This is a genomic window from Labrenzia sp. THAF191a, assembly GCF_009363335.1.
Taxonomy (GTDB): domain Bacteria; phylum Pseudomonadota; class Alphaproteobacteria; order Rhizobiales; family Stappiaceae; genus Roseibium; species Roseibium algicola.
In genome coordinates, this window is record NZ_CP045333.1 from 2,223,954 (window position 1) to 2,247,376 (window position 23,423).

A 23,423-nucleotide genomic window follows, 5' to 3' on the forward strand; every position below is an offset into this window, starting at 1 on the left:
GGAAAGGGAGATCCTGACACGCGATGGCACGTATCATGATGCTGATTGTCATGTTGCTGAGTGGAACCGCGACGTCCCAGTTGCCGGAGTTCACACAGCAATATCGCCAGCGACTTGGTGGGGCCATCGACGCTCTGGAGGAAATTCTGGCCGATTTCAATCGTGATGCCGCTCGTTACGGGCTGACGTCGGCAGAAGCCATAGCGCGTCAGAAATCCTCGGAAGATCCCTTTATCAGAGCGCGCGGCGACAGCATGCTGAACGCCGAAATCCGCTTGAGCAGGCTGAAACTGCAGCGGGAGGAGCTGGAAACGGCCGGGCCGCTGGATCGCATGATCATCTTTGCGCGTGGCTTCGACCCAACCCTGGCGCAGGCAACGGCCGAAGACTACGAACCGGCCATTCCGGTAACGCCGGCCGGCTTTGCCAGTGCGGGTGTCGGAGCACTTGGCGGGCTTCTTGTCATCCGCCTGCTGATCGGCGCAGCGCGCCTTGGGCGCCGCGCCAGACCTGCCCGGCACTAAACGCCCCGCCAGGCCGGCCTTTGGCGAAGCCTTTGACCGGCCGCCGGAAAATACGCTAAGCAGGGTTTCTGGAATGGCCCCAACGGGAAGGATGCCGGATGGACGCAATCACGCGGATGCGCTGCTTCATTCAAGTTGTCGATTCAAACGGATTTTCCGCAGCAGCCCGTGAAATGGGACGGTCCAAGGCGCTGGTCTCGAAATATGTCGGCGAGCTGGAAGACGAGCTGGGTGTGCGTCTGTTGAACCGGACCACCCGTCAGGTGTCGCTCACCGAAGTCGGCGAGGCCTATTACAAGGAAGCCGCCGAAATCCTGCAGCGGATCGATGATCTGCAAGCCTCGGTTCAGTCGTCGCACCAGGAAGTCCGCGGCCGTTTGCGTGTTTCGGCTCCCCGTTCGATGGGCGACGACCTGCTGAACCAGGCCATGATGCATTTTCTGGTGAAGTATCCGGAAATCAATCTGGACCTCAGGCTGGAAGACCGCTTCGTCGATCTCGTGGAAGAAGGTTTCGATCTCGCGGTCCGGGTCACGCAGCTGGAAGATTCCAGCCTGATCGCCCGGAAGATCGCCCCTTTTCGCACCGTGGTGTGCGCCACGCCTGAAACGATCGAGACCTATGGGGCGCCGAATGTGCCCGCCGATCTTTCCACACGGCCTTGCATCATCGATACGAACTACCGCTACAAACAGAACTGGGCCTTCTACACGAATGGAGAGCGTTCGTCGGTGGCAGTGAAGGGGCCGCTGGAAGTCAACAGCGCTGCCGCGGCGCGCGAAGCGGCGCTATGTAACCTCGGTTTCCTTCGTACACCGCTGTTTTTTGTGTCAAAAGATATCCGCGACGGCAAACTGGTTACGCTACTGGAGGCCTATGAGGAGCCGATGCGCGGTATTCATGCAGTTTATCCGCACCGTCGGCACTTGAGCGCAAAGGTGCGCGCCTTTGTTGATTTTCTGGTCGAATGGTATTCGTCAGGTCAAAATGACTGCTGAATTTTTTTAGCTGGTTCAGCTATTTTCCATTCCTTTGAGAATACGCATCAGGATTTTAATTTCCCCGTCGTTTTTCTTTATTAAATGAATGTAATCTGTAAATTTCTATCTATGGTTATTTAAGGGAAATTACTTACAATAAGTTTCGATGAAGGTTTTCCTTGAAAAGCCGATGTATAAATCCCAAGGTTTACTCATGGAAAACGCGCAGGAACATATTGCCGCTCGTCTGGAAGAAGTTTTCTGGAGCCGGGGTTTCGCCGAACCGAGCGTTCCCGAGCTAAGAGCTGGCGCGGGTGTCAGCATGCGCACGCTTTACCGTCATTTTCCCTCACGCGAAGCGATGGTTCTGGGCGCCCTTGAATACCGGCATCGGCGCTACCTCTCCTATGTTCGCGAAGGCGTGACGTTGCCCGGGCTTGAGGCGGCCGTTCAGCTTTTTGACAAGCTGGGTGGCTGGATGCGCATGACAGCGGGCAAGGAGTGCCTGTTTCGCCAGGCGCTTGCAGCAAATCCCGGCAGCACCGAAATAGCGGCGATGGTCAAGCGCCACAAAGGCGAGCTTCTGCGTTTCTTTGGTGAATTGAGCGGACAGGAAAGCTTTGCCTCGCGTCTTTACCTCCTGCATGAAGGCGTCACGGCCTGTTATGCGGAAATGGGGGAAAGAGCCGTTGAAGACGCTAAAATCCTCGTGAGGCAGATGTTCAAAGCCTCGAACGAGAGCCAGTTTTCCTGATCCCTGATCCCTGATCCATTCTGGGTTTGAGGCGTTTGCGCGTGCGTTGCCGAACTTCGTGCCGACCACACAAAGCCGGTAAGCGGGGCAGGGCCGTCAACGGCGGCTCCTGGCCGCCGTCTTGTCAGTCGTCAGAAGTGCTGTCAGGCAGCCTTTGCTTTCGCCAGACGCTCTTCCGCCATTGTGTCTGCCACATGTTCCGGGGTGGTGTTCTCTAGAGCGGCCCGATCGTAGATCTTTGCCAGGGTTTCGCCGATCGCGATGGTTTTGTCGCGGACCACGTTGTCGCCGCTGTTTGCGGTCGCCAGCGCGATGGAAATCACGCCACCGGCGTTGATTGCATAATCCGGAGCATAGAGGATGCCGCGCTTTTTCAGCGCTACGCCGTCCGCCGGGGTCTGCAACTGGTTGTTAGCAGCACCAGCTACGATCCTGGCCTGGATTTGCGGAACCGTGCGGGCGTTGAGACCTGCGCCAAGCGCACAGGGCACAAAGATGTCTGCCTCGACCATGTGTGCTTCAGCCGGATCCACCGCGGTGGCGCCGAACGCATCAATGGCGCGCAGTACGGCCGGTGCGTGAATGTCAGAAACGATGAGCCTTGCGCCGGCTTGGTGAAGCTGGCGGGCGACGTCAAAGCCGACATGGCCAAGGCCCTGCACGGAAACGGTCTTGCCGGACAGATCGCTGCTGCCGTAGACAAATTTTGCGGACGCCTTGATACCTTCGAAGACACCGAGAGCCGTATAGGGCGACGGGTCGCCGAGGCCGGTTGCCTTGGTGCCGCGCACATGGGCGGTCTGGCGGGCGACGGCTTCCATGTCGTCCGGCGACACGCCGACGTCTTCTGCGGTGATGTAGGTGCCGGACAAGCGATCCACATGGCGGCCGAACGCCTCCATCAGGGCTTCGGACTTGTCCTTGCGGGGGTCGGCAATGATGACGGCCTTGCCGCCGCCGAGATCAAGGCCTGCCAGAGAGTTCTTGTAGGTCATGCCGCGGGACAGGCGCAGAGCATCCGTCAGCGCATCCGCCGGGTTCTCGTAGGGCCAGACACGGCAACCACCAAGTGCCGGGCCGAGCGTGGTGTCGTGGACGGCGATGATTGCCTTCAGGCCGGTGGCCTTGTCCTGGACAAAAACGATGTCTTCGTGATCGCCCATCTCCGGATGATCGAAAACGGCACTGTGGTGAACTGATTTATGCAAGGCGTTCATGGCTGGCTCGGTGCAGTGGTTATTGTTGTGAATATTTTAGGCTGCATTCCGGGAATATTGTCTTTTTTCTCCTAATTTTAAACGTTGGATGAGTTGAAACATTCCTCATTTGATTTCCAAGGGTGAAAATTGTTCCCTGGGCGTTTTGCGCCGCGAAATTGTCGCGGTCATCTTCCTGCCGTCTTCTCTGGTCAAACAACGCACTGCGTGTCATGTAAACATATTACATCTGATCAGTGGGTGATCCCGTTGCGCTTGCTTTCCACCTTTCGAGCCAAGGTTCTTCCTGCGGCCTCTCGCCGTTTCCTGTTGGGTCTGGGTCTTCTGTTGGCTGCTCTTGCCGGAGCCAGTGCGCACCCGCATGTCTTTGTCGAAGCACGAAGCAAGCTGGTATTCGACGATGCTGGACAGGCGATTGCGCTTCAGCACGTGTTTCGTTTCGATGATGCGTTTTCCGCTTTCGCCATCCAGGGTTTCGACAAGGATGGTGACGGTCACTATTCCCGTGAAGAGCTGAGTGAACTGGCGAAGGTCAATGTGGAGAGCATGGCCGATTACGGCTATTTCACGTTTGGTGACAATAGCCGGGTCGAATTCGATTTCGATGACCCGACGGATTACTGGCTGGAAGTGGTCAAGGTTCCCCTCGAGGACTACTGGGTGATGAAGCCCGAGGACTTTGAGGCCATGGAGGAAGATGTCCGCATGAATGGCGGCTCCATGCCGGACGATGTGAACCTGCTGGAACTGCATTTCACGTTGCCGTTCAAACAGCCTAGCGATACCAAGAACTTGATCACGCTCGACGTTTACGATCCGACCTATTACGTCGATTTCCGCTTTGGTGCGGGGGACGATGCGCTGGGGACGGAAAACGCACCGGGCACTTGCCGTGTGAGCCGCAAGGAACCGCCACCGCTGGATGATGCCGAAGCCTATGCACTTGCTCAGATCGGTGCAGACCAGCGTGACCTGCCGCCCGAGCTTCAGTCCGTTGCTGCCTCGCAGGTCAATCAGATGCTGGTTGCCTGCGGTGATGCAATGGCCGCCGCGAGCTCCTCGTCCGGAACTACGGAAGCCGCAACGCCCGGAACCACGTCCGCTTCCACGTCCACGGACACTGCTGCCAGCTCGCCCGCCGATGCTGCCGCGGCAATTACGGCTGCACTCGATACGGCGAAGGCTTCAGAAGAAGCGGTTGCCGCGCCGAAGGCGGGTTTCCTCGATACTGTTTTCGGGACAATTGCAGTCAAGCAGAAGGAATTCTACCAGGCGCTGGTCGCCAGTCTCAGGGCCTTCCGCAACAACCCGCATGCGGCCTGGCTGCTGATGGGGCTTTCCTTCGCGTATGGCATCTTCCACGCAGCAGGGCCGGGGCATGGCAAGGCCATCATCACGTCCTACGTGGTTGCCAACAACGAGACCCTTCGCAAGGGTATTTTTCTCTCCTTTGCCTCGGCGTTCGCACAGGCCGTGACCGCGATCCTTCTGGTTGGAGGTCTGGCCGTCGTTTTCAATCTCACCAGCATCGCGATACAGGATACGGCGCGGTGGTTCGAGATCGGATCCTATGTGCTGATCACCGGTCTGGGCGGCTGGCTGTTGTGGCAGAAAGCCCTTCGTCCGCTGGCCATGAATGTGGCGTCCCGTCTGTCAGGTTCCCAGCTCGCGCTCGCGGGCGCTCCGGCTGCCGGTCATCACGGTCATGGCCATAGTCACGATGACCACCACCATCATCATGGCCACGATCATCACCACCATGACCATCACCATCACGAGATCGGCTCTGACGGCGTGTGCGCCACATGCGGTCATGCCCATGCCCCGACACCAGACATGCTTCAGGGCAAGATTACTCTTGCCCGGGCCGTATCGATCATTTTTGCAGTTGGTCTTCGGCCCTGTACCGGCGCGCTGGTGGTGCTGGTCTTTGCTCTTTCGCAAGGCATGATCGCAGCCGGCATCGCTTCCACCCTGGCGATGGCGGTTGGCACCGGCATAACCGTCTCGCTGCTGGCGGGCATGGCAGTCGGGGCCAAGGAACTTGCCGTGCGGCTTTTCGGCGAAGGCAGTCCGATGGCGGTGAAGGTTCACCGGACGATCGAAATCGTCGGGGCAGCCATCGTCTTCCTGCTGGGGCTCACGCTGCTGATCGCAACGCTCGGCTGGGGCTGATTACAAACCCAGGCGCTTGACGCGATAAGCCCGGACGGCATCACCGAAAGCGGCAAACAGCTTTTTCGACGGGCCGTCCGTCGACACCCAGTATTCCGGGTGCCACTGGGTCGCGAGGACGTAGCCGGCACTATCCTTGACGGAGGCTGCTTCGATGGTCCCGTCTTCGGCTTCCGCTTCCGCGATCATGCCATTGCCCAGCCTGCCGACAGCCTGGCGGTGGAGCGAATTCACCTCGAAAGGCTCGTTGCCGACAACGGCCGCCAGACAGCTGCCTTCGGCGACTTCCACCGGATGGGCAATCCGGAAACGTTCGTCTTGTCGTTCGGATGTCGGCGCGCGGTGATCGGCACGCCCGTCAAGGGACTGGATCTCGGTCAGTAGCGTACCGCCAAGGGCAACATTCAATTCCTGCATTCCGCGGCAGATGGCAAAGACGGGAATGCCGCGTTCGACTGCGCGCTTAAGCAGCGGCAGTGTCGTGGAATCGCGGGACGGATCGTATGGACCGTTCTCTTCCGTCGGCACTTCGCCGTAAAGTTCCGGATTGACGTTGGACCGGGACCCGGTCGCCAACACTCCGTCGACCTGGTCCAGAGCTGCGTCCAGGTCCAGATCCGCCCCCAGGGACGGCAGGATCATCGGGATGGCATCGGAGCCTTTCAGCACGGCCTGCAGATAGGTTGAGGTCGCGGCGTGCCAGTTGTAGCCCTCGATGGTTTTCACATCGGCGGTTACCAGGACGAGTGGTTTGGTCATTTCATGCCTGTCAGATGGGAGACCCGTGTCTCCGGAAGTGTTTGGCCAAGGTGTGGACCCAAACAGATTTAGCCGAGCCGGATCAGTCCAGCAATCCCAGATCCTGCGCGACCTTGTAGAGCTGAGCGGCATTCTTGTTGCCGACCTTTTCCCGCAGGTTCAGGCGGTGGGATTCGACGGTGCGCACGCTGATGCCCAGTTCTTTGGCGACTTCCTTGTTGGGCTGGCCTTTGGCAATGGCCGTCAGCACCTGGCGCTCCCGATCGGTCAGCCCGTATGGGTCTTCCACCGGTGCGGATGTGCCGGCACCAACCAGCGTCGGGCCGACCGCGGAGGAGAAATAGTACCCGCCATTGGCAACACTGGTGATCGCAGTAATCATCTCGGCTGCGGAGATATCCTTCAGGATGTAGCCGCGGGCACCTGCCTGGACGACACCGCGCACATACTCCGGGTTGTCGTAGACCGACAGGATCAGTACCGCGATTTCAGGCAGCGTCTTGCGCATCTGGGTCGCCGCTTCCAGCCCGTTCATGACCGGCATGGACACATCCATCAGGAGAACGTCGGGGCGCAGGTCACGGGCGAGTGTCAGGGCATCGCGGCCGTTTGTTGCTTCACCGACCACTTCCAGATCGGCCACCTTTTGCAGCCGGGCCCGGATACCGTCCCGAACCAGCTCATGGTCGTCTGCCAGAAGAACGCGGATGGGCCTGGTAAATGACCGGGGTGAAGGTGAATGCACTGTCATCTTTGCATCATGCCGCTTTTGCCGCCGCATTGTCGAGCGGCATCTGGACTTTAATACGGGTTCCGCCGGAAGCACGTCTGCTCAGGGTTAACCGGCCACCGTAGGTTTCGATCCGCTCGCGCATGTTGCGGAAGCCGAGGCCGCCGGATTTCGGCAGCGGGCGGGGGAGGCCGACGCCATTGTCTTCCACCGAGAGCACAAGCTGCTGCATGCCGACCTTGAGGGAAATCGCGACCTCGCTGGCGTGGGAATGGCGCGCAACATTGGTCATGCATTCCTGAACCACACGGTAGAGGGCGGTCTTGGCACCTTCCGACAAGCGGGCGTGGCATTGCTCCGCCTGAACGTTGACGGTGATGCCCGACTGGTTCTGGAACTCCTTGCCGAGACTGCCGAGCGCAGCCGCAAGGCCCATGTCATCAAGGACACTGGGTCTGAGATCTCGCGATATCCGCCGGACCTCGGCAATGGTTCCGTCCAGCGTCTTGAGGCATTTGGCTGCCTGCACCTGAAGATCCGGATCCCGGTTAGCCTCGCTATGGATCATTTCGACGCCATAGCGCACGGACACCAGAAGTTGGGAGATACTGTCGTGCAGTTCAGTGGAAACGCGTTTGCGCTCCTGTTCCTGCACCTGGAAGATCCGGTTGGTCAGCTCTTTCAGCTTGGTGTCGGCAAAGCGCTGTTCGGAGAACCGCACACCGGCGATGAGGAAACCCGCAATGACGATGGCCGCAAGCGTGATCATGAAGGTGACGAACAGTGTCTGCCGAATGGAGCGGGCAAAGTCGGTGCGGATCGCGGTGACCTCGCGGGCGATGTCATCGGTGTAAAGGCCGGTGCCAAGCATCCAGCCCCACTTGTCGAGCAGGATCGCGTAGCCGAGCTTTTCCTCGACCGTGCCTGTGGAGGGCTTGTGCCAGACATACTGGTGGAAGCCGCCGCCGTTCTGGGCCGCCTCGATCAGGTTGCGGATGACGTAGTCGCCGTTGTCATCCTGGAGCTGCCACCAGTTTCCCCCCACGAGGTGCGGCAGCTTGGGATGGACCAGGTTGGTGCCGTCGAGCGTGTAAACGAAGAAATAGCCGTCGTAGTCGAAGGTCAGATGCTGCAGGATCATCCTGACCTTTTGCTGGGCGGCTTCGCGACCTCCGGGTTCTTCCTTGTAGATCTGCTCGATCGAGGTGAGAGCAAGACTGACGTAGTTCCGGATTTCCTGGCGCTTGGAGGACAGGATGCGCTGTTCCACTGCCTGGGTCTGCGTGTTGATCAGTTCCCGAGACTGATAGTAGGTGGCCGCACCGATGAGTACGGAGACGGCGATCAATGGCAGGATCGTGATGAGCAGCAATTTGGTCTTGAAGGTCACGAATTTTGCTCTCTTGTTGCGCGAACATGCGGCAAACGATTATCTCTCTTGCGTGGTTCTCGGTAGTATTACTGAGAAGCTGCGCAGAACCACGAATAGCGCTTCAGACACTCGGTCAACTAGACATACCTCGAGATCGGTGCAAGTGTGTACCCGGTCCGAAATCGGGTCCGATTAGGGAGGAAACTAATGGATCGTCGTTCGTTTATCAAAAAGGCTGGTATTGGTGCCGGCGGTGTCGCCGCTGGATCCTTGCTGGCTGCTCCGGCAATTGCGCAGGGCACCAAGGAAATGGTCATCGTGTCCACATGGCCGCGCGACTTTCCGGGTCTCGGTATTCCCGCACAGCGCCTCGCAGCCCGTATTGCAGAGCTGACCGCAGGTCGCCTCAACGTTCAGTATTTCGCCGCTGGCGAACGCGTTGGTGCCTTTGACTCCTTCGACGAAGTCGCTTCCGGTAACGCGCAGGCCTACATCGGCGCCGATTACTACTGGAAAGGCAAGCATCCGGGCTGGGCAGCATTCACTGCCGTGCCGTTCGGTCTGACCCAGGCTGAAATGGACGCCTGGATCAAGTACGGCGGCGGCCAGGAACTGTGGGATGAGCTGGCTGGTGAATTCGGCCTGAAGAACTTCGCCATGGGCAACACCGGTGTCCAGATGGGCGGCTGGTTCAACAAGGAAATCGAAACCGCTGACGACCTGAAGGGTCTGAAGATGCGTATTCCGGGTCAGGGCGGCGACGTCATGGCGAAACTCGGCGCGTCTCCGGTGTCCCTGCCGGGTGGCCAGATCTACGAAAACCTTGTTTCCGGCGCGATCGATGCAACCGAGTGGGTTGGTCCGTTCAACGACTACTTCATGAAGTTCTACGAAGCTGCCAAGTACTACTACTATCCGGGCATGCACGAGCCGGGCGCCATGCTTGCTCTGGGCATGAACAAGGCATTCTGGGATAGCCTCGACAAGGTCGATCAGCAGATCATCGTTGCAGCGTGTGCGGAAGAAAACTCCAACACGATGGCTGAAACCAACGCCAACAACGGTAAGTACCTGACCCGCCTGATCAACGAGCACGGCGTTGAGCTGCGTGAGTTCTCCGACGAGATCTACGACAGCTTCGGTGAAGCCGCTCAGGAAGTCCTGGAAGAAGCGATGGATCATTCCCCGCTGTCCAAGAAGATCTTCGAGAGCGTCATCAACGCACGTCAGGAAATCGGCAGCTACATGGCGATCGCCGACATTGCCTACAGCAACAAGCGTAACCGTTACCTCGGCATTCCGAAGTAATCGGTTGAGCAAATAAAAGGGGCGGGAGAAATCCCGTCCCTTCTTCTTAGACAAAGATAAAAAGGCACAGCCACGATGACGGCCTTGGACAATGTTCAAGACGGCTCGCCTGTTATGAATTCCGGTGGTAAAGCCTCGCCGGAGAGCGCCCGCTTCTTCCGCCTGTGCGGCTGGATCGTATTGGCGATCATGACGGCGTTTCTGCTCAACAACTACCTGACCTATTGGCAAGACCTTCCAGGCATTGCGCCCATTTTCGGCGGCGCGGCCAATGGATCCATGCCGATTCTCTGGTCCTGGTTGCAATTGGCGCTCTATGCGGCGTTTGTCCTGTTGGCCTTCGGCTACGTGCGGACGAACGAAAACACGCTGCGTGAAGACAGCGTCCGGGTCACCAACATCAACGCCTATCTCATCAGGGCCTGCTTCTTCGCGGTGCTGATCGTCGGGCTGGTCGACAGCGCGATCTCGTTCCTGCGCATCGAGGGCTTCCTGCCCGATGTCGTCGGGCAGGCGCTTGCCGACGATCTCGGCAAATCTCAGTTCCGGGGCCCTTATGTGCACATGCCGCTGATCGCGCTTTCTTTCGTGATCGCAGCCTTCACCCGCACGCTCGGCTTCACCTGGCTTGCGCTTCTGGTGGTTGCCGCTGAACTGATGATCGTGATCGGCCGTTTCGTCTTCTCCTACGAGCAGGCCTTCCTCGCCGATCTTGTCCGGTTCTGGTACGCGGCGCTGTTCCTGTTCGCCAGTGCCTACACGCTGCTTGAAGAAGGGCATGTTCGGGTCGACATCTTCTATGCGGGCCTGTCCTCGAAAGCCAAGGGCATCGTCAACGCGGTCGGTTCCGTTGTGCTCGGCATCAGCCTTTGTACCGTCATCCTGGTCATCGGCATGGGCGGCAAGCAGAACATCATCAACAGTCCGATCCTGACCTATGAGACCACGCAGGCCGGCTTCGGTCTTTACGTGAAATATCTCATGGCGGGTTTCCTGGGCGTGTTCGCCGTTTCCATGATGATCCAGTTCGTGGCCTATTTCCTGGACGCGGTTGCCGATATTCGCGGCGAACCGGGTGGCCGGGATCATGACAGCCACACTGTTCAATAGAGCCTGACGAGACCGCTTGATATGGAACTTTTCTTCCTTCTTCTCCTGGTCGTCCTGATGGCGATTGCGCTTGGGTCGGGTTTCCCCGTCGCCTTCGCGCTCCCCGGATCGGCCATCCTGACCATCGGCATCGCTGCCGGATCGGGCTACCTGTTCGCCGGCGACCCCGGCGCGTATTTCTCTCACGGTGGCCCAAGCCAGTGGCTCAGCGCGGGGGTGACGAACTTCCGTGGCATCTACTGGGAGGCCGAGCGAGATACGCTCATAGCCATTCCGCTGTTCGTCTTCATGGGCATCATGCTTCAACGGTCCAAGATCGCTGAAGACCTGCTGGTGACGATGGCACGGCTGTTCGGCCCTGTGCCGGGTGGTCTCGGTATTTCCGTGGTTTTCGTGGGTGCTCTTCTGGCAGCCACCACGGGCATCGTCGGCGCAACCGTCGTCGCCATGGGCCTGATCTCGCTGCCGGCCATGCTGCGCAACAAGTATTCGGTGCCGCTGGCAACGGGAACGATTGCCGCTTCCGGGACACTGGGGCAGATCATTCCGCCGTCGATCGTTCTGATCATTCTGGCCGACCAGCTCGCCAGCGCGGTCGATCAGGCCGGTTCGCTGCGCCAGACACTTTACAAGGCGAGCACCGGCGAACTGTCGATGCCGTCGGACTACTCTGTCGTTTCGACCAGTGCGGGCGAAATGTTCCTGGGTGCCTTCCTGCCGGGTCTTGTGCTGGTTGGCCTCTACATGCTGTTCATTCTGGGTTTCGCGCTGTTGAACCCGAAAGCAGCTCCGGCAGTCCATGAAGAAGGCACCTTCACGCGTGCGTTCGCAGGCAAGGTTGTTCTGACCCTTGTGCCGCCGCTGGCCCTGATCTTCCTGGTGCTTGGTTCGATCATCGCCGGTGTTGCTACCGTGAACCAGGCCGGCGCCATCGGTGCCGTCGGCGCGATGGTCATGGCCGGTTATCGTCTTCGTGACGGCAAGCGCGGAGCCTACAGCCCGGCGATCCTGGCCATTCTGGCCTTGCTGGGTCTGGCCGTGGTTGTGAGTTTCTTCGGCTCGGTCAACATCAAGCTGATCCAGACCAGCGACGATGTTCTCGCCCTGGTGCTGGCAATCATCGCCGTTTCGCTGCTGCTGATCGCGGTCCTTTGGTCCGGTTGGCGCACGCTGAAGTTCGAAGACACCCTGCGGGGGGTGATGGTGGAAACCGCCAAGACCACCGCGCTGGTGTTCATCATTCTTCTCGGCGCTGCCATGCTGACCTCTGCCTTCCGTGCCTTCGGCGGGGAAGAGCTGGTCAAGAACTTCCTGCAAGGATTGCCGGGCGGGTTCTGGGCTCAGTTCCTGATCGTGATGCTCGTGATCTTCATCCTCGGCTTCTTCCTCGATTTCATCGAGATCGCCGTCGTGGTGGTGCCGATCGTTGCGCCGATCCTGCTTGCCGATCCGGAAGCAAACGTCACCGCCGTGTGGCTTGGCGTGATGATCGGTCTCAACATCCAGACCTCGTTCCTGACACCGCCCTTCGGCTTCGCGCTGTTCTATCTGCGCGGCGTTGCTCCGGCCGTGGTCAAGACGCTGGACATGTACAAGGGCGTGGTTGCGTTCATCTGCCTGCAGTTGCTGGCGCTCGGCATCGTCGGGCTCTATCCGCAGCTTGTGAACTATCTGCCGAACCGCTCGTCGCTGCTGTCCGAGACAGCTCCGCCGCCAAAGAACCCGCGTCTGCAGTACTGCATGGAGACTCTCATCTACGAGGACTTCCAGCAGAACGGCGACAAGATCCTGTCGGCAATCCAGTCGGTCGAATCCATCGACATGAGCTATCTGCCGGAAGATCTGCGCGATGATGTCATGGACGGTCTGGAAAAGGCGAAGGAAGCCATGCCGCAGATGGAAGCTATCCATGCGGCGGAGGTCGAAGTTGCAGCAGCAGCGGGTGCCTATAAACCGGTGCACACGCAGGTTCGTGCCATCGAACGCGATGCCCGCCGTCTTGATGACCGGATTGCCGACCTTCAGGTCATCGTTGACCGGTCGGGAGAAACCGGCATCTACACGGCTGCACAAGGTGAACGTGCCCAGGCTCGTATCGACGAGCTGAAAGCCCGGCATGAAGCCCTGATGGCTCAGATCCCGTCCGATTGGCAGGATACCTACACAACCTTCGCCAAGATCCAGAAGGCAGAGGATGTGGCCAGGATGACCTATCGTCGGACTGTCGATCAGGCTTACGAGCCGATCGCGGAGCTGAAGGCGATCCTCAACGGTGCTGATCTTGTTGCAAGCTTCAAACCGGAACTCGAAGCCCTGAAGGCCGAAGTGCCGACGCTTGAGCCGGAAGCGGCCGAAGACGCGATTTCGGCCATGCGTTCGCGGGTTGGAGACGCGGAAGGCACGAGCGACATTCGCGATGGCCTGAACGAAGCCCGCAAGATCATGCGCAGCCGTCAGCCGAACGCGGAAGAAGCTGTTGCTGAAATCGACAAGTCGATTGCGGCTCTGGATGCGGATCTTGCCTGGCGCCGCAAAGGGGCCGAGGAAATCCTGCCGCAGCTGGAAACCTTCGATGACGCCGTGGCAGCCAATATCGGTGTGAGAGCCCAGAACCGTTTGCCGACGGATATGGCTCTGGATGTTGCCGGATGTCTTTCCGGGCATCGGGATATTTCCCTGAGCTTCTGATCTTCAGAAGCTTTCCAAGATGCAAAAAGGGCTGTCCCGGTGGACAGCCCTTTTTTAGTTGTCTGACTGGTCTTGCGGAAGTCAGGCGAAGCGCTGCCAGGCGGACGTGAAAATACCGGCGGCTTCGGGCGCTTCAATAATGCGGCCATGACACATGACGATCCGTTTCACGGGCCAGCTGCCAACAGCTTCCTGAAAGGGGGCGATGCCGGATTTGTCGCGGATCGCGTAGCGGTGATAGAAGGCCACGCCCGGCGCGCCGTAGCATCCGATTGCCCTGAAGAACAGTTTTTCGGTGAAATTGTGTTCCGGCTGATAGTTATAGAGCAGGTCAGCCGTTACCAGCGTGCCCGAACGCCGGTGAAAGAGAACCGTTTCGTTCAAGTCGTGCCCGCTCAGTGTCGCATGCTCGATTTCTCCATCAGCCACGACTGTTTTATCAGTGACAATTTCCGAGTTGGCGATCTTGCCGATCTTCCGTTCAAGCCCTTTGGGAACAAGTACACGGGCATTTGGAAAATGGTCCTGTGCGGCGCGCAGATACATGTGATGGAACAGGTTCGGTGCAAAGAGTACCGCGATTTCGCCAAGGCTGCGGAGGGTGTTCCTGACACCCTGGTCCAGTGCCACCGGAGAGTGGAGCACCAGTCCGGCGGCGGTTTCCAGAACGGTCATGCGAAGGCTGCCCTTGCAGCCGAGCCTGGTAAAGGTGGTGTCGAGCGTCCAGACCCCTTCGTCGAGTTTTCGGAGTTCCTGTGCGGAGTTGCTCATGACCACTTCACATCACAGGCCAGCATGTAGCCGGAACCGTAGATGGTGCGAATGTGGGCGGGCTCGTTCTTGCGGTTGAGCTTCTTGCGGATGCGCGAAATGCGTACATCGATGGACCTGTCGAGGCTCTCGTCACGGCCGCCATGTTCAAGCAGGTAGTCTCGCGACAGCACGCGCTTGGGGGCTCTCAGCAAAGCTTCCAGCAACGTGGCCTCTCCGGTGGACAGAAATGTTTCCTCGCCTTCCGGAGAGGTCAGGCAATGGGAGGCGGGCTGGTAGGTCCAGCCTTCGAACCGGGCGCAGTCGACGCTGGCCTTCACCGGTGCCTGGTCGGACGAGCGACGCAGAATGGAGCGGATGCGCGCAACCACTTCGCGCGGGTCAAATGGTTTGACCACGTAATCATCCGCGCCAAGTTCCAGCCCCATGACACGGTCGGTGGAATGTCCGCGCGCCGACAGAACGATGATCGGCACTGATGACCGGCGTCTGATCTCGTTGATGAGCGCCATGCCCTCCATATCAGGCAGGCCGAGATCGACGATGCAGGCATCCGGTGTTTCCAGGCCGAGTGCGATCAGCATCTGTGAGGCCGTGGAAAACACCTTGCCTTCCATCTCGAACTGGAGAAGGGCATCCAGCAGCAAGTTGCCGATTTCCGGTTCGTCGTCGACGATGAAAACCGTGCGTTTGGTTGCCTGGAGGGAGCGTGTCTGCAAGGCGCGTTCCTGTGTCCTAGATCAAGGGTTACTGATTTCGATCCGTCTGTGGGATCGTTTGAGCGGAAAAGCCTGGCAACTGAGACCGGCAAATTGGAAAGGGGCTCGGGACCAGACCAGATGGGTCAATCGCAATTCTCTTTGCATAACCTTCAGGCCGGATCTGGTGTGGGGCTGAGAATCTTTTGCAGGGTGTCTGCAAGTTGAGCATCTGCGAAGGGTTTCGCCAAGACCGGAAATTCGCAGGCGCATTCCTGTCCTGCAAGGTCAGACCAGTCGGCGTAACCGGACATCAGTGCAATGCCCAGATCTTGACGCTTCTGCTGAATTTCGCGCGCGAGGGCCAGACCATTGATCTGCCCTGGCATGATGATGTCACTCAGCACTCCTCGCAATTCGGGAAGGTCCAGCGCCAGGCTCCGGGCGTCTTCCGCGTTTTCGGCTCTCAGCACCGCGTATCCGAGGTTCTGCAACTGGTCCGTCACCGTGTTGGCAACGTCCGGGTCATCTTCCACCAGAAGCAGAAGTTCACCCTGCCCCGGTTTCAAGGGGAGCGTTTCGCCCTCGTCCGCGTCCCGGCCAGTGGTTGGCGTGATACGCTGATACGGCAGATAAAGGGTCAGATAGGTGCCGACGCCCAGGGCGCTGGAGATATGGATCGCGCCGCCTGACTGGCGAATGAAACCATAGACCATGGACAGGCCGAGCCCGCTGCCGGTGCCGAAGTTCTTGGTGGTGAAAAAGGGTTCGAAGACACGCAGTTGCGTGTCCGGATCCATGCCGCCGCCAGTGTCGCCGACGGTGATACGCGCAAACCTGCCGGATGGAATGCTCAGGTCATCGGCTTCGCGGGTGTCCAACTCGCATGCATCCAAAGTGATGGTCAGCGTGCCGCCTTCCGGCATGGCATCGCGTGCGTTGAAGGCCAGGTTGATCAGCGCTGTTTCCATCTGCGTCGGGTCGATGCAAGCGCCGATTTCCTTGTCCTGAGCGGTAATCGTCACGTCGACCGAAGGCGGCAGGGAGCCTTCCAGCAACCGGCCGGCACTGGCGATGACCTTGGCAAGCGACACATTCTGGGGATCGATCGCCTTGCCACGGCTGAAGGCAAGCAGGCGCTGGATCAGATCCGAGCCGCGCTTGGTCGCTTCGAGCATTGGTGACAGCTTGCTGTCGAGGGTTTCCCGATCGAGCGGCGTTTCCATACGCCCGAGAGACAGAAGATTGCCCATCAGGATCGCAAGCAGGTTGTTGAAGTCGTGGGCGAGCCCGCCGGTGAGCTTGCCGACGGCATCCATGCGCTGGGATTGTACAAGCGCTGCTTCCGCCTGCTTCTGGTCGGTGGCATCGAGCGACAGCACAAAAATGCCCAGGGTCCTGCCGTCCTTGGTCATGTCCGGAATGAGGGTCGAACGCATGTAGGCGGTACTGCCGTCGGAACGATTGCGCTGATATTCGTAGCTGACGGCATTGCCTTCAAAGGAACGGTTGATATGGGGTTCCAGCTCCTTGAACAGCTCCTCGCCAACCACTTCCGGTGCCGGCCGTCCCGCGATCGAGGCAACCGAGTGGCCGAACCAGTCGGCGTAGCGGCGGTTGGCGAAGCGGAAGACGGGGCCGGGAGACAGATAGGCAATCAGGGCAGGGATGTTGTCCGTCACCAGACGGAGCCAGTCTTCCGACTGCTGCAGTGCCCGTGTGCGCTCTTCCACCGTTCGTTCCAGCTTTTCCTGCCGGCGGCGATCCTCTGTGACGTCGGAATAGGTTGTGACGAACCCTCCCTTCGGCAGGGGGGTGCCTGAAACGGCGATCACCTGGCCATTTGGGCGGATGCGTTCGAAATAATGCGGCTCGAACAGCTTGGCCCGTTCCAGCCGGCGCTGGATCTTGCCTTCGATATCGCCGGGGCCATATTCGCCGCGCTCGGCGTTGACTCGCAGGAACGCTTCCAGATGCGTGCCGCGACGAGCCAGTTCCTGAGGAAAATCAAGCATTTCCCAAAGGCCCCGATTCCACGCGACAAGCCTGAGATCGGCGTCGAAGGCCGAGAAGCCCTGATTGATGTGGTCAAGCGCCGCCTGCATCAAATCGAGCTGCGTCTTGAGCTGTTGTGTCTCCTCCATGGGGTGAGAGTAAGCCCGAAAAGCAGGTTTGACCATTCATCCGAGAAGAGAATGGCAGTCCTTGCCGACAAGACCCGACGAGGGCCACGTGCAGGCCGAAAAACTTCGCCTTTCATGATATGCTGGCCAAGTATTTTTGACTTTGTTTTTCCTGCGATGGAGGGATCCATGCAATTAAAGAAACTTGACCCGAGGCTGCGCCGGTATGCGGCCGAGGCAGAACTGAAATCATTTGACGACGAAACCGCCCTCGACACCTTTCCGTCCGCTCCCGCGTCCCTGGAGAGCACTTCGGCTGTGTCGCCGCCGCTTGGGGAGGTCCGGCGCGTTCTGGTCGAACTGCAGGCGGATCAACCGCCCGCGGCCTTTGCTGACTTTCATTGGGTACATGTGGCCGGGAAGATCTATTCCGTCTCGCTTCCGATGAACAGGCTGGTGGAGCTGCATGCGCATCCTTCGGTGGAAACTGTCGAAGCCGGGCGGCGCTGGTTTCCGATGCTCGAAACCTCCCTTGCCGAAACCAGGGCGAACACGGTCCATCAGGGCAGTACCGGTGTTCCGGGCCGCACAGGGGCTGGTGTTCTGGTGGGCATCATCGATTACGGAATGGATTTCACGCTCGACGATTTCCGCAAAGCGGACGGCACCACAAGGCTGGCCTTTCTCTGGGACCAGCGCCTCGACGCCCGTCCGGGCGAGAGCGCGCCGGACGATTTCGCCTATGGCGTGGAGTATGGGGCCAACCAGATTGACCAGGCGCTGAATGCGTCTGATCCGTTCAGCATTGTCCGGCACAGGCCGGATGCGGCTTCGCACGGCACACATGTTGCGGGAATCGCGGCTGGCAATGGCAGATCGCATGATTCCGACTTCGCAGAGGGCGCGCATCTTGGAGCGGCGCCCGAAGCCACGCTGATTTTTGTTCAGCCGGATACGCGCGACGGGTCCGGCACATTTACCGATTCTAGCCACGTGGTCGATGCAGTTGCCTACATCATGGGCAAGGCGGATGCGCTCGACATGCCCTGTGTCATCAACATGAGCCTCGGGCAGAATGGCGGTAGCCATGATGGGGAGAGCCTTGTCGAAAGGGCGATCGACCGTCTGCTGGAGCCTTTGGGGCGGGCGTTCGTGAGCGCGGCGGGAAATGAACATGTCTGGCATGGGCATGCCGCCGGAAACATCAAGACGGGCGAAAGCCGGGAACTGCGCTGGAAAACGGGTGGCGGCATGCCTTTGCCGGATGGCACCATCACCCAGACCGGAACGGACAGGACGTCGAGCGAGCTGGAGATCTGGTATTCGAGTGTCGACAGGTTTGCCGTGACACTGACAGCACCGGATGGAACACAGTATGGACCGGTGACCCCTGGGAAATCCCTGCTTCAGGACGAGGTCTTTATCGATTCGGAGCGCTTTTCGAGCTTGAACGGACAAGCGCGGATCTACATGCAACTGGAAGCACCATTCGGGCTCGGGATGCTGAGGTCCGGTGTCTGGACCTTGAAACTGGAGGCACTGGAAGGAGAGAACGGCCGGTTCGACGCCTGGATCGAGCGTGATCTGCGTGACCGGGACAACAATTATGCCGATCAGTCTTTCTTCCAGGGAGGTGATTTCGACCCTGTCCGCACGCTCGGCACTCCGGCGACAACACGCAGGGCAATTGCGGTTGCCAATTACAGCCACTATTCACTTTCGCCGGCTGCTTCCTCCAGCCGCGGGCCCACACGGGACAATCGGAACAAGCCAGAGGTTGCCGCGCCTGGAACAAATATTGTTGCGTCTTGCGCGCAAGGCGGGCGGAACAACGGCAACGGCGGGGTCCACCCGATGCGGGTGCTGAAATCCGGCACCAGCATGGCTGCCCCGCATGTTGCCGGTATCGTTGCCCTGCTGTTTCAGGAAGCGCGCTCCTTGTCGGCGCCCCAGATCGCAAACATCCTGATGGCGACGTCGGACAATCCGGATGGCATACCGGGGTTCGATGTTGCCTGGGGCTTTGGCCGGGTGAACGCGGCGCGTGCTCTGCGGCTGCTGCGCGATCCCGATCAGCCGGGGCGCACCGATGCCGTGATTTGAGCTTTTTGATGTGAAAAACAGGATGCGGCGTCGTTAGCGCCGCATCGCACCGCCGACCTGGATATAGGTGACAGCGGTATCCTCAGCGAGAGAGTTGAGGTTTTCTGCGGTGACGAGCAAAGTCATCAGGTGGCTTTGAGGGCTCCAGGACAACAATTCAGGAGCGCCCGCGCTGTTGGTGCGCAAAGCCAGATCGTCCGGGGTCTTGCCCGGTGCAAGTTCGACCATAGCCTTTATTTGCGCCGAGGGATCGTTTCTCATGATCGCCTTGCGCGCCTGCGGGCTGAGTTTCATCTGCCTGAAGTCCATACCTGGAATATAGCACTGCGCTGCCGGTCTTCAAAACCGGGTCAGCGTTTCCGATGCCCCAGTTTTGCTGCCTTGGCCATCTCGGCCCGTTTTTGCGCGTAGTTTGGTGCAACCATCGGGTAATCCGCGCTCAGGCCCCATTTGCGCCGATACTCGGCGGGAGTCAGGTTGAACTTCGTCTTCAGGTGGCGCGTCAGAAACTTGAATTTCTTGCCGTCCTCGAGACAGACGATGAACTCCGGTGTGACCGAGTGCTTTATAGGCACAGCCGGCACGAGGGGAGCCCTGAATACGGTCGGGGTGTTGTTGGTCGCGGTTTCCAGGGCAACGTGGACATCCAGAATCAACTCGATCAGATCCTGCTGCGGGACCGGGTTGTTCGTCACGTAGTTGGAAACAATTCCCGCGGTGAGCGCCATCAGGTTCGGCGAATCGAAGCTCTCGCCTTCTTCTGGTTCAGCCATGGGAGTTCCTTTTCCGAAATTGGGGACTGGAGAGGGCCGTGGGCGGGGCGGTGCCGGGCGCGCAGGCAAACCGTGCCAAATAGATTTGTTTTACGACTTCGCTTTTCAAGTAGCGATCACATTTTTATCAAATAAAAAAATGTATGAGGAAATTTCGCCGATTTCGGAAACCGGGGAGTTTTCCATTGGAGCAATCTCAACTGTAGTTCTCAAGAAATACTGGACTAAAAATTCTGGTTGTTCCAAAAAACGCTGAAAACCGCAGGAAAAATGGACAAAATCGAAAACGCTATTTCTTCTCTATAGAAAATCTTGCTTTTCAAATCTGTAAACTGAACAGTGTAGTCATGAAGTTCGCATCTGCAGCAAAAGCAAATCCAAGAAAAACAGAGCAAATAAACACAAAGTATTTAAAGTAGTGCGAGGGCAGGGGATATGGGGATGCGGTTTCGGGAGTTCAAGGGCAAAAATGAAAAAGTGAAAAACTGTAAAAAATGATGGATTATCAATGTGTTGCAAAAATATGACTCCAAATGCCAATGTGCGCCAGAGAAAAATTCTGGCTTGAATTCCGACGTCGGAACTGGCTTTTTGATGCGGAGACGGCCAACGGGGTGCAAGTAAATGCTTGTTGTTGGTAGTCTAAAGGTTAGTTTGAAGGGGTCGCGTTAAAGTATTCGAATCCGTTCCTTCAGCCTTCCGACTGAATTTGAAACTGGAGTAATGTAATGAAACTCAAGAGTTTGATGCTCGGCGCGGCCGCAGCTGCTGCTGCAACCACCGCCCAGGCGGCTGACCTTCCGGTCGCTCCGGAGCCGGTCGACTATGTTCGCGTTTGTGACGCATACGGCGCGCGCTTCTACTACATCCCGGGCACCGAAACCTGCCTCCGCGTTGGCGGCCGTGTTCGTACCCAGGTTGTCGTCAACAACGTTCTGGAAGACGGTGCCTTCAGTGACCGTGACTCCGACGGCTACTCCTGGCTGTCTCGCGGCTACCTGTACCTGGACGCTCGCACGGCTACCGAATTCGGTACCCTGCGCACCTACGTGTCCATCTACTCCACCGTTACCAACGGCGAAAACAGCACCACGCTGGAAAACGCCTACATCCAGTGGGGCGGTCTGACAGCTGGTCGTCTGACCTCGAACTTCGACATCTTCACCGGTCAGGCCTTTGTCGGTGTCGTGGATCGTGACTGGTCCGACGTAACGTCCAACCAGATTGCCTACACCGCTGCTTTCGGCAACGGCTTCTCCGCGACCATCGCTCTGGAAGACCGTTCCGATCGTGAATATGGTGATTACGGCGGGACCCGTGCTCCGGACTTCGTTGCCGCTCTCGGCGTTTCCCAGGGCTGGGGTTCTGCACAGCTGTCCGGTGCCCTGCACCAGGTTTACCCGGATGCAGCCGCCAACCGCACCAACAATGGTGGTGAAGACTCCCTGGGTTGGGCAGTCGGTGGTGGTGCTGCCATCAACCTGCCGATGCTCAACTCCGGTTCGAACATCTTCTTCCAGGGCTTCTACGCTGATGGCGCACTGTCCTACATCACCACGTATGACGGCGTAGCCGACTACAACGGCGACGACACCTCCACCGGTTACTCGCTGTCTGCTGGTGCCTACATCCAGGCAACTTCCACGATCGGCCTCGCGCTTGACGGTTCCTATGCCGACATCGACGCCGCAACTGGCCTGAACGACGTAACCCGTTACGCAATCGACGGTTCGGTTCAGTGGGAGCCGGTCTCCGGCTTCGTCATGGGCGCAGACGTTGGTTATGCAAACACCGACATCGACACCCAGGGTGACCAGGACGAACTCCTCTTCGGTGTTCGGATGCAGCGCACCTTCTAATCTTACGGTTAGACTCTGACTGACTAAAAATGACCTCCAGTCAGTCAATCGGCCCGGCAGACTCCAAACTGCCGGGCCTCCCCCGTTTTAGGGGCACCCGCAGTCGCCGAGAGGAAAAGCGCCGTGTCTGCTTTGCTGTGCTGTGGTTTCCGCGGCAACACCGAGCCGGTGCGACTGAAAATTCTTTGCCTCTCCAATTGAAAAGACGTGCGGCGCCAGAATGTTCTCGGCTAACATTCGTGGAATGCCAAAGTCCGAATACAAAAAGAAAAATCCGACGGTTCAGGACGTCGCCCGCGCCGCCAATGTGTCGACGGCAACTGTCAGCCGCGTTTTGACGACGCCCGACAGGGTATCCGCGGAAACCCGGCGCCGTGTGTCGGAAGCGGTCGAAAAGACCGGCTACGTCCTCAATCATGCCGCGCGCAATCTCCGCCGCCGGGACACGGGAACGATCGTTGCGCTCGTTCCGGACATCGGCAATTCCCACTTTTCGAACATTCTCCAGGGCATTGAGACGGTCTGCGCTGAAAGACAGCTGAAAGTGTTGATTGCCGACACGCGCAAGCCGTCCATGTCGCATTCGAGTCTGAGTGACTATTTCAGCAAGAACAATTGCGACGGGATCGTTATCCTGGACGGGCATTTCTCGATTTCCCGAATCAGATCTTCCAATCCCAAGTCCCCGCCCATCGTGCTGGCCGGCGAATGGAGCGACGATCCGGCGGTGCCAATCGCCGTGGTCGACAATCTGATGGGGGCGGATCTGGCAGTGTCGCACCTCCTTGAACTGAAGCACTCCAATATCGGTCACGTTACGGGCCTCCTGTCGCACAAGCCGGGAAGGGACCGGCTCGACGGATTCCGGGCCACGTTGGGCGGTGCGGGTCACGATCCGGCCACTGCCTGGATCTTCGAGGGGGACTACACGCTGGAAGCCGGGGTCAGGGCCGCAAAGGCCTGGCTGGACCTGCCGAACCGGCCGACCGCCGTCTTTTGTGCCAGCGACCGGTCCGCCTTCGGCTTCATCTCATTCCTGAGTGAAGCCGGCATCCGTGTGCCGCAAGATGTTTCGGTTGTGGGGTTTGACGACATCGACATTGCCGGCCATTTCGTGCCGCCACTGACAACAATCCACCAGCCTCGCCGGGCAGTTGGCGAGCAGGCTGCGAAACTGTTGCTCAACCTGCTGGGTGGTGCAAAGCCGGACAATGGCAGCGTTCAACTGGAGCCCTGGCTGGTGGTTCGCAAGAGTGCAGTCGAGCTGGTCTAGGCATCAGCCATTCGCACATGCAGCGCAAATGAAACAATTCGACACGATTGAAACATATTGCTGAAAATCCGCCGTCCTAGCCTGATTTTCAACGGGTTGGGACAGCGTCCTTCTTCGCCTTTAACAATTTACCGGTTGAAGGTTCGGTCGGCACGGCGTTTCATAGCCCCACAGGAAACGACCCCGGAAAACCGGGGCGCCTTCTA

Annotated in this window: 19 protein-coding genes; 10 read left to right on the plus strand and 9 right to left on the minus strand. The window is 58.8% G+C overall.

Features of this window, described 5'->3' with window-relative positions; genetic code table 11:
- The first annotated feature begins 23 nt into the window (after positions 1-23).
- The 3 genes from FIV05_RS10280 to FIV05_RS10290 all read left to right on the plus strand — a co-directional run bounded on the left by FIV05_RS10280 (position 24) and on the right by FIV05_RS10290 (position 2,258).
- Positions 24-524 carry a DUF2937 family protein gene (locus tag FIV05_RS10280; RefSeq protein WP_152509495.1) on the plus strand — a complete coding sequence of 167 codons (501 nt, stop codon included), beginning with the start codon at positions 24-26 and terminating at the stop codon, positions 522-524.
- Between the two features lie 98 nt (positions 525-622).
- Complete coding sequence (locus tag FIV05_RS10285; protein ID WP_152509496.1) at positions 623-1,522, plus strand: LysR family transcriptional regulator; 900 nt, start codon at positions 623-625, stop codon at positions 1,520-1,522.
- 196 nt (positions 1,523-1,718) lie between these two features.
- Complete coding sequence (locus FIV05_RS10290) at positions 1,719-2,258, plus strand: TetR/AcrR family transcriptional regulator (RefSeq protein WP_152509497.1); 540 nt, start codon at positions 1,719-1,721, stop codon at positions 2,256-2,258.
- A 143-nt stretch (positions 2,259-2,401) separates the two neighbouring features.
- On the opposite strand, the gene FIV05_RS10295 is transcribed toward FIV05_RS10290, so the two are convergent.
- The gene (locus tag FIV05_RS10295; RefSeq protein WP_152509498.1) at positions 2,402-3,475 is read right to left on the minus strand and encodes a Glu/Leu/Phe/Val dehydrogenase dimerization domain-containing protein; all 1,074 of its coding nucleotides are present in this window, start codon (positions 3,473-3,475) and stop codon (positions 2,402-2,404) included.
- Between the two features lie 240 nt (positions 3,476-3,715).
- On the opposite strand from FIV05_RS10295, the gene FIV05_RS10300 reads away from it, so the two are divergent.
- Positions 3,716-5,650 carry a DUF1007 family protein gene (locus FIV05_RS10300; RefSeq protein ID WP_286202283.1) on the plus strand — a complete coding sequence of 645 codons (1,935 nt, stop codon included), beginning with the start codon at positions 3,716-3,718 and terminating at the stop codon, positions 5,648-5,650.
- Here the strand turns inward: FIV05_RS10300 and FIV05_RS10305 are convergent, their stop codons facing one another.
- The 3 genes from FIV05_RS10305 to FIV05_RS10315 form a co-directional block, all read right to left on the minus strand.
- A complete protein-coding gene (locus tag FIV05_RS10305) occupies positions 5,651-6,409 on the minus strand; it encodes a gamma-glutamyl-gamma-aminobutyrate hydrolase family protein (RefSeq protein ID WP_152509500.1) in 759 nt (252 codons plus the stop codon).
- 82 nt (positions 6,410-6,491) lie between these two features.
- Positions 6,492-7,160: a response regulator transcription factor gene (locus FIV05_RS10310; protein ID WP_055661261.1), complete on the minus strand. Its 669-nt coding sequence runs from the start codon at positions 7,158-7,160 to the stop codon at positions 6,492-6,494.
- 7 nt (positions 7,161-7,167) lie between these two features.
- Positions 7,168-8,529: a cache domain-containing protein gene (locus FIV05_RS10315; RefSeq protein ID WP_152509501.1), complete on the minus strand. Its 1,362-nt coding sequence runs from the start codon at positions 8,527-8,529 to the stop codon at positions 7,168-7,170.
- 189 nt (positions 8,530-8,718) lie between these two features.
- On the opposite strand from FIV05_RS10315, the gene FIV05_RS10320 reads away from it, so the two are divergent.
- The 3 genes from FIV05_RS10320 to FIV05_RS10330 all read left to right on the plus strand — a co-directional run bounded on the left by FIV05_RS10320 (position 8,719) and on the right by FIV05_RS10330 (position 13,617).
- Entirely contained in the window at positions 8,719-9,819 is a 1,101-nt protein-coding gene (locus FIV05_RS10320; protein ID WP_077291725.1) for a TRAP transporter substrate-binding protein, read from the plus strand.
- A gap of 75 nt (positions 9,820-9,894) precedes the next feature.
- Positions 9,895-10,929, plus strand: coding sequence for a TRAP transporter small permease subunit (locus FIV05_RS10325; RefSeq protein ID WP_152509502.1), 1,035 nt, complete (start codon positions 9,895-9,897; stop codon positions 10,927-10,929).
- A 21-nt stretch (positions 10,930-10,950) separates the two neighbouring features.
- Positions 10,951-13,617, plus strand: coding sequence for a TRAP transporter large permease subunit (locus FIV05_RS10330; protein ID WP_152509503.1), 2,667 nt, complete (start codon positions 10,951-10,953; stop codon positions 13,615-13,617).
- 81 nt (positions 13,618-13,698) lie between these two features.
- On the opposite strand, the gene FIV05_RS10335 is transcribed toward FIV05_RS10330, so the two are convergent.
- From FIV05_RS10335 to FIV05_RS10345, 3 genes are all read right to left on the minus strand, one after another.
- Entirely contained in the window at positions 13,699-14,388 is a 690-nt protein-coding gene (locus tag FIV05_RS10335) for a hypothetical protein (RefSeq protein WP_152509504.1), read from the minus strand.
- Entirely contained in the window at positions 14,385-15,107 is a 723-nt protein-coding gene (locus FIV05_RS10340) for a response regulator transcription factor (protein WP_023003610.1), read from the minus strand. Before FIV05_RS10340 ends, FIV05_RS10335 begins: the two co-directional genes overlap by 4 nt.
- Before the next feature lie 152 nt (positions 15,108-15,259).
- On the minus strand, positions 15,260-17,230 hold the full coding sequence (locus FIV05_RS10345) for a PAS-domain containing protein (RefSeq protein ID WP_152509505.1): 1,971 nt from the start codon (positions 17,228-17,230) through the stop codon (positions 15,260-15,262).
- Positions 17,231-17,398: 168 nt separating this feature from the next.
- Between FIV05_RS10345 and FIV05_RS10350 the strand changes: the two genes are divergently transcribed.
- A complete protein-coding gene (locus tag FIV05_RS10350; protein ID WP_209009928.1) occupies positions 17,399-19,312 on the plus strand; it encodes a S8 family peptidase in 1,914 nt (637 codons plus the stop codon).
- A gap of 33 nt (positions 19,313-19,345) precedes the next feature.
- On the opposite strand, the gene FIV05_RS10355 is transcribed toward FIV05_RS10350, so the two are convergent.
- Both FIV05_RS10355 and FIV05_RS10360 read right to left on the minus strand, forming a co-directional pair.
- Positions 19,346-19,606 (minus strand): hypothetical protein, encoded by a 261-nt coding sequence (locus tag FIV05_RS10355; protein WP_152509507.1) that lies wholly within the window; start codon positions 19,604-19,606, stop codon positions 19,346-19,348.
- Between the two features lie 56 nt (positions 19,607-19,662).
- Positions 19,663-20,085: a MucR family transcriptional regulator gene (locus tag FIV05_RS10360; protein ID WP_023003602.1), complete on the minus strand. Its 423-nt coding sequence runs from the start codon at positions 20,083-20,085 to the stop codon at positions 19,663-19,665.
- 728 nt (positions 20,086-20,813) lie between these two features.
- Between FIV05_RS10360 and FIV05_RS10365 the strand changes: the two genes are divergently transcribed.
- Both FIV05_RS10365 and FIV05_RS10370 read left to right on the plus strand, forming a co-directional pair.
- Positions 20,814-21,944 carry a porin gene (locus FIV05_RS10365; protein ID WP_023003600.1) on the plus strand — a complete coding sequence of 377 codons (1,131 nt, stop codon included), beginning with the start codon at positions 20,814-20,816 and terminating at the stop codon, positions 21,942-21,944.
- 244 nt (positions 21,945-22,188) lie between these two features.
- Positions 22,189-23,217 carry a LacI family DNA-binding transcriptional regulator gene (locus tag FIV05_RS10370; protein WP_173013820.1) on the plus strand — a complete coding sequence of 343 codons (1,029 nt, stop codon included), beginning with the start codon at positions 22,189-22,191 and terminating at the stop codon, positions 23,215-23,217.
- Positions 23,218-23,423 lie beyond the last annotated feature (206 nt).

Coding starts and splice junctions, on each gene's coding strand:
- FIV05_RS10280 (WP_152509495.1), top strand. CDS start 24: ATGGCACGTATCATGATGCTGATTGTCATGTTGCTGAGTGGAACCGCG.
- FIV05_RS10285 (WP_152509496.1), top strand. CDS start 623: ATGGACGCAATCACGCGGATGCGCTGCTTCATTCAAGTTGTCGATTCA.
- FIV05_RS10290 (WP_152509497.1), top strand. CDS start 1,719: ATGGAAAACGCGCAGGAACATATTGCCGCTCGTCTGGAAGAAGTTTTC.
- FIV05_RS10295 (WP_152509498.1), bottom strand. CDS start 3,475: ATGAACGCCTTGCATAAATCAGTTCACCACAGTGCCGTTTTCGATCAT.
- FIV05_RS10305 (WP_152509500.1), bottom strand. CDS start 6,409: ATGACCAAACCACTCGTCCTGGTAACCGCCGATGTGAAAACCATCGAG.
- FIV05_RS10310 (WP_055661261.1), bottom strand. CDS start 7,160: ATGACAGTGCATTCACCTTCACCCCGGTCATTTACCAGGCCCATCCGC.
- FIV05_RS10320 (WP_077291725.1), top strand. CDS start 8,719: ATGGATCGTCGTTCGTTTATCAAAAAGGCTGGTATTGGTGCCGGCGGT.
- FIV05_RS10325 (WP_152509502.1), top strand. CDS start 9,895: ATGACGGCCTTGGACAATGTTCAAGACGGCTCGCCTGTTATGAATTCC.
- FIV05_RS10330 (WP_152509503.1), top strand. CDS start 10,951: ATGGAACTTTTCTTCCTTCTTCTCCTGGTCGTCCTGATGGCGATTGCG.
- FIV05_RS10335 (WP_152509504.1), bottom strand. CDS start 14,388: ATGAGCAACTCCGCACAGGAACTCCGAAAACTCGACGAAGGGGTCTGG.
- FIV05_RS10345 (WP_152509505.1), bottom strand. CDS start 17,230: ATGGAGGAGACACAACAGCTCAAGACGCAGCTCGATTTGATGCAGGCG.
- FIV05_RS10350 (WP_209009928.1), top strand. CDS start 17,399: ATGCAATTAAAGAAACTTGACCCGAGGCTGCGCCGGTATGCGGCCGAG.
- FIV05_RS10355 (WP_152509507.1), bottom strand. CDS start 19,606: ATGAAACTCAGCCCGCAGGCGCGCAAGGCGATCATGAGAAACGATCCC.
- FIV05_RS10360 (WP_023003602.1), bottom strand. CDS start 20,085: ATGGCTGAACCAGAAGAAGGCGAGAGCTTCGATTCGCCGAACCTGATG.
- FIV05_RS10365 (WP_023003600.1), top strand. CDS start 20,814: ATGAAACTCAAGAGTTTGATGCTCGGCGCGGCCGCAGCTGCTGCTGCA.
- FIV05_RS10370 (WP_173013820.1), top strand. CDS start 22,189: ATGCCAAAGTCCGAATACAAAAAGAAAAATCCGACGGTTCAGGACGTC.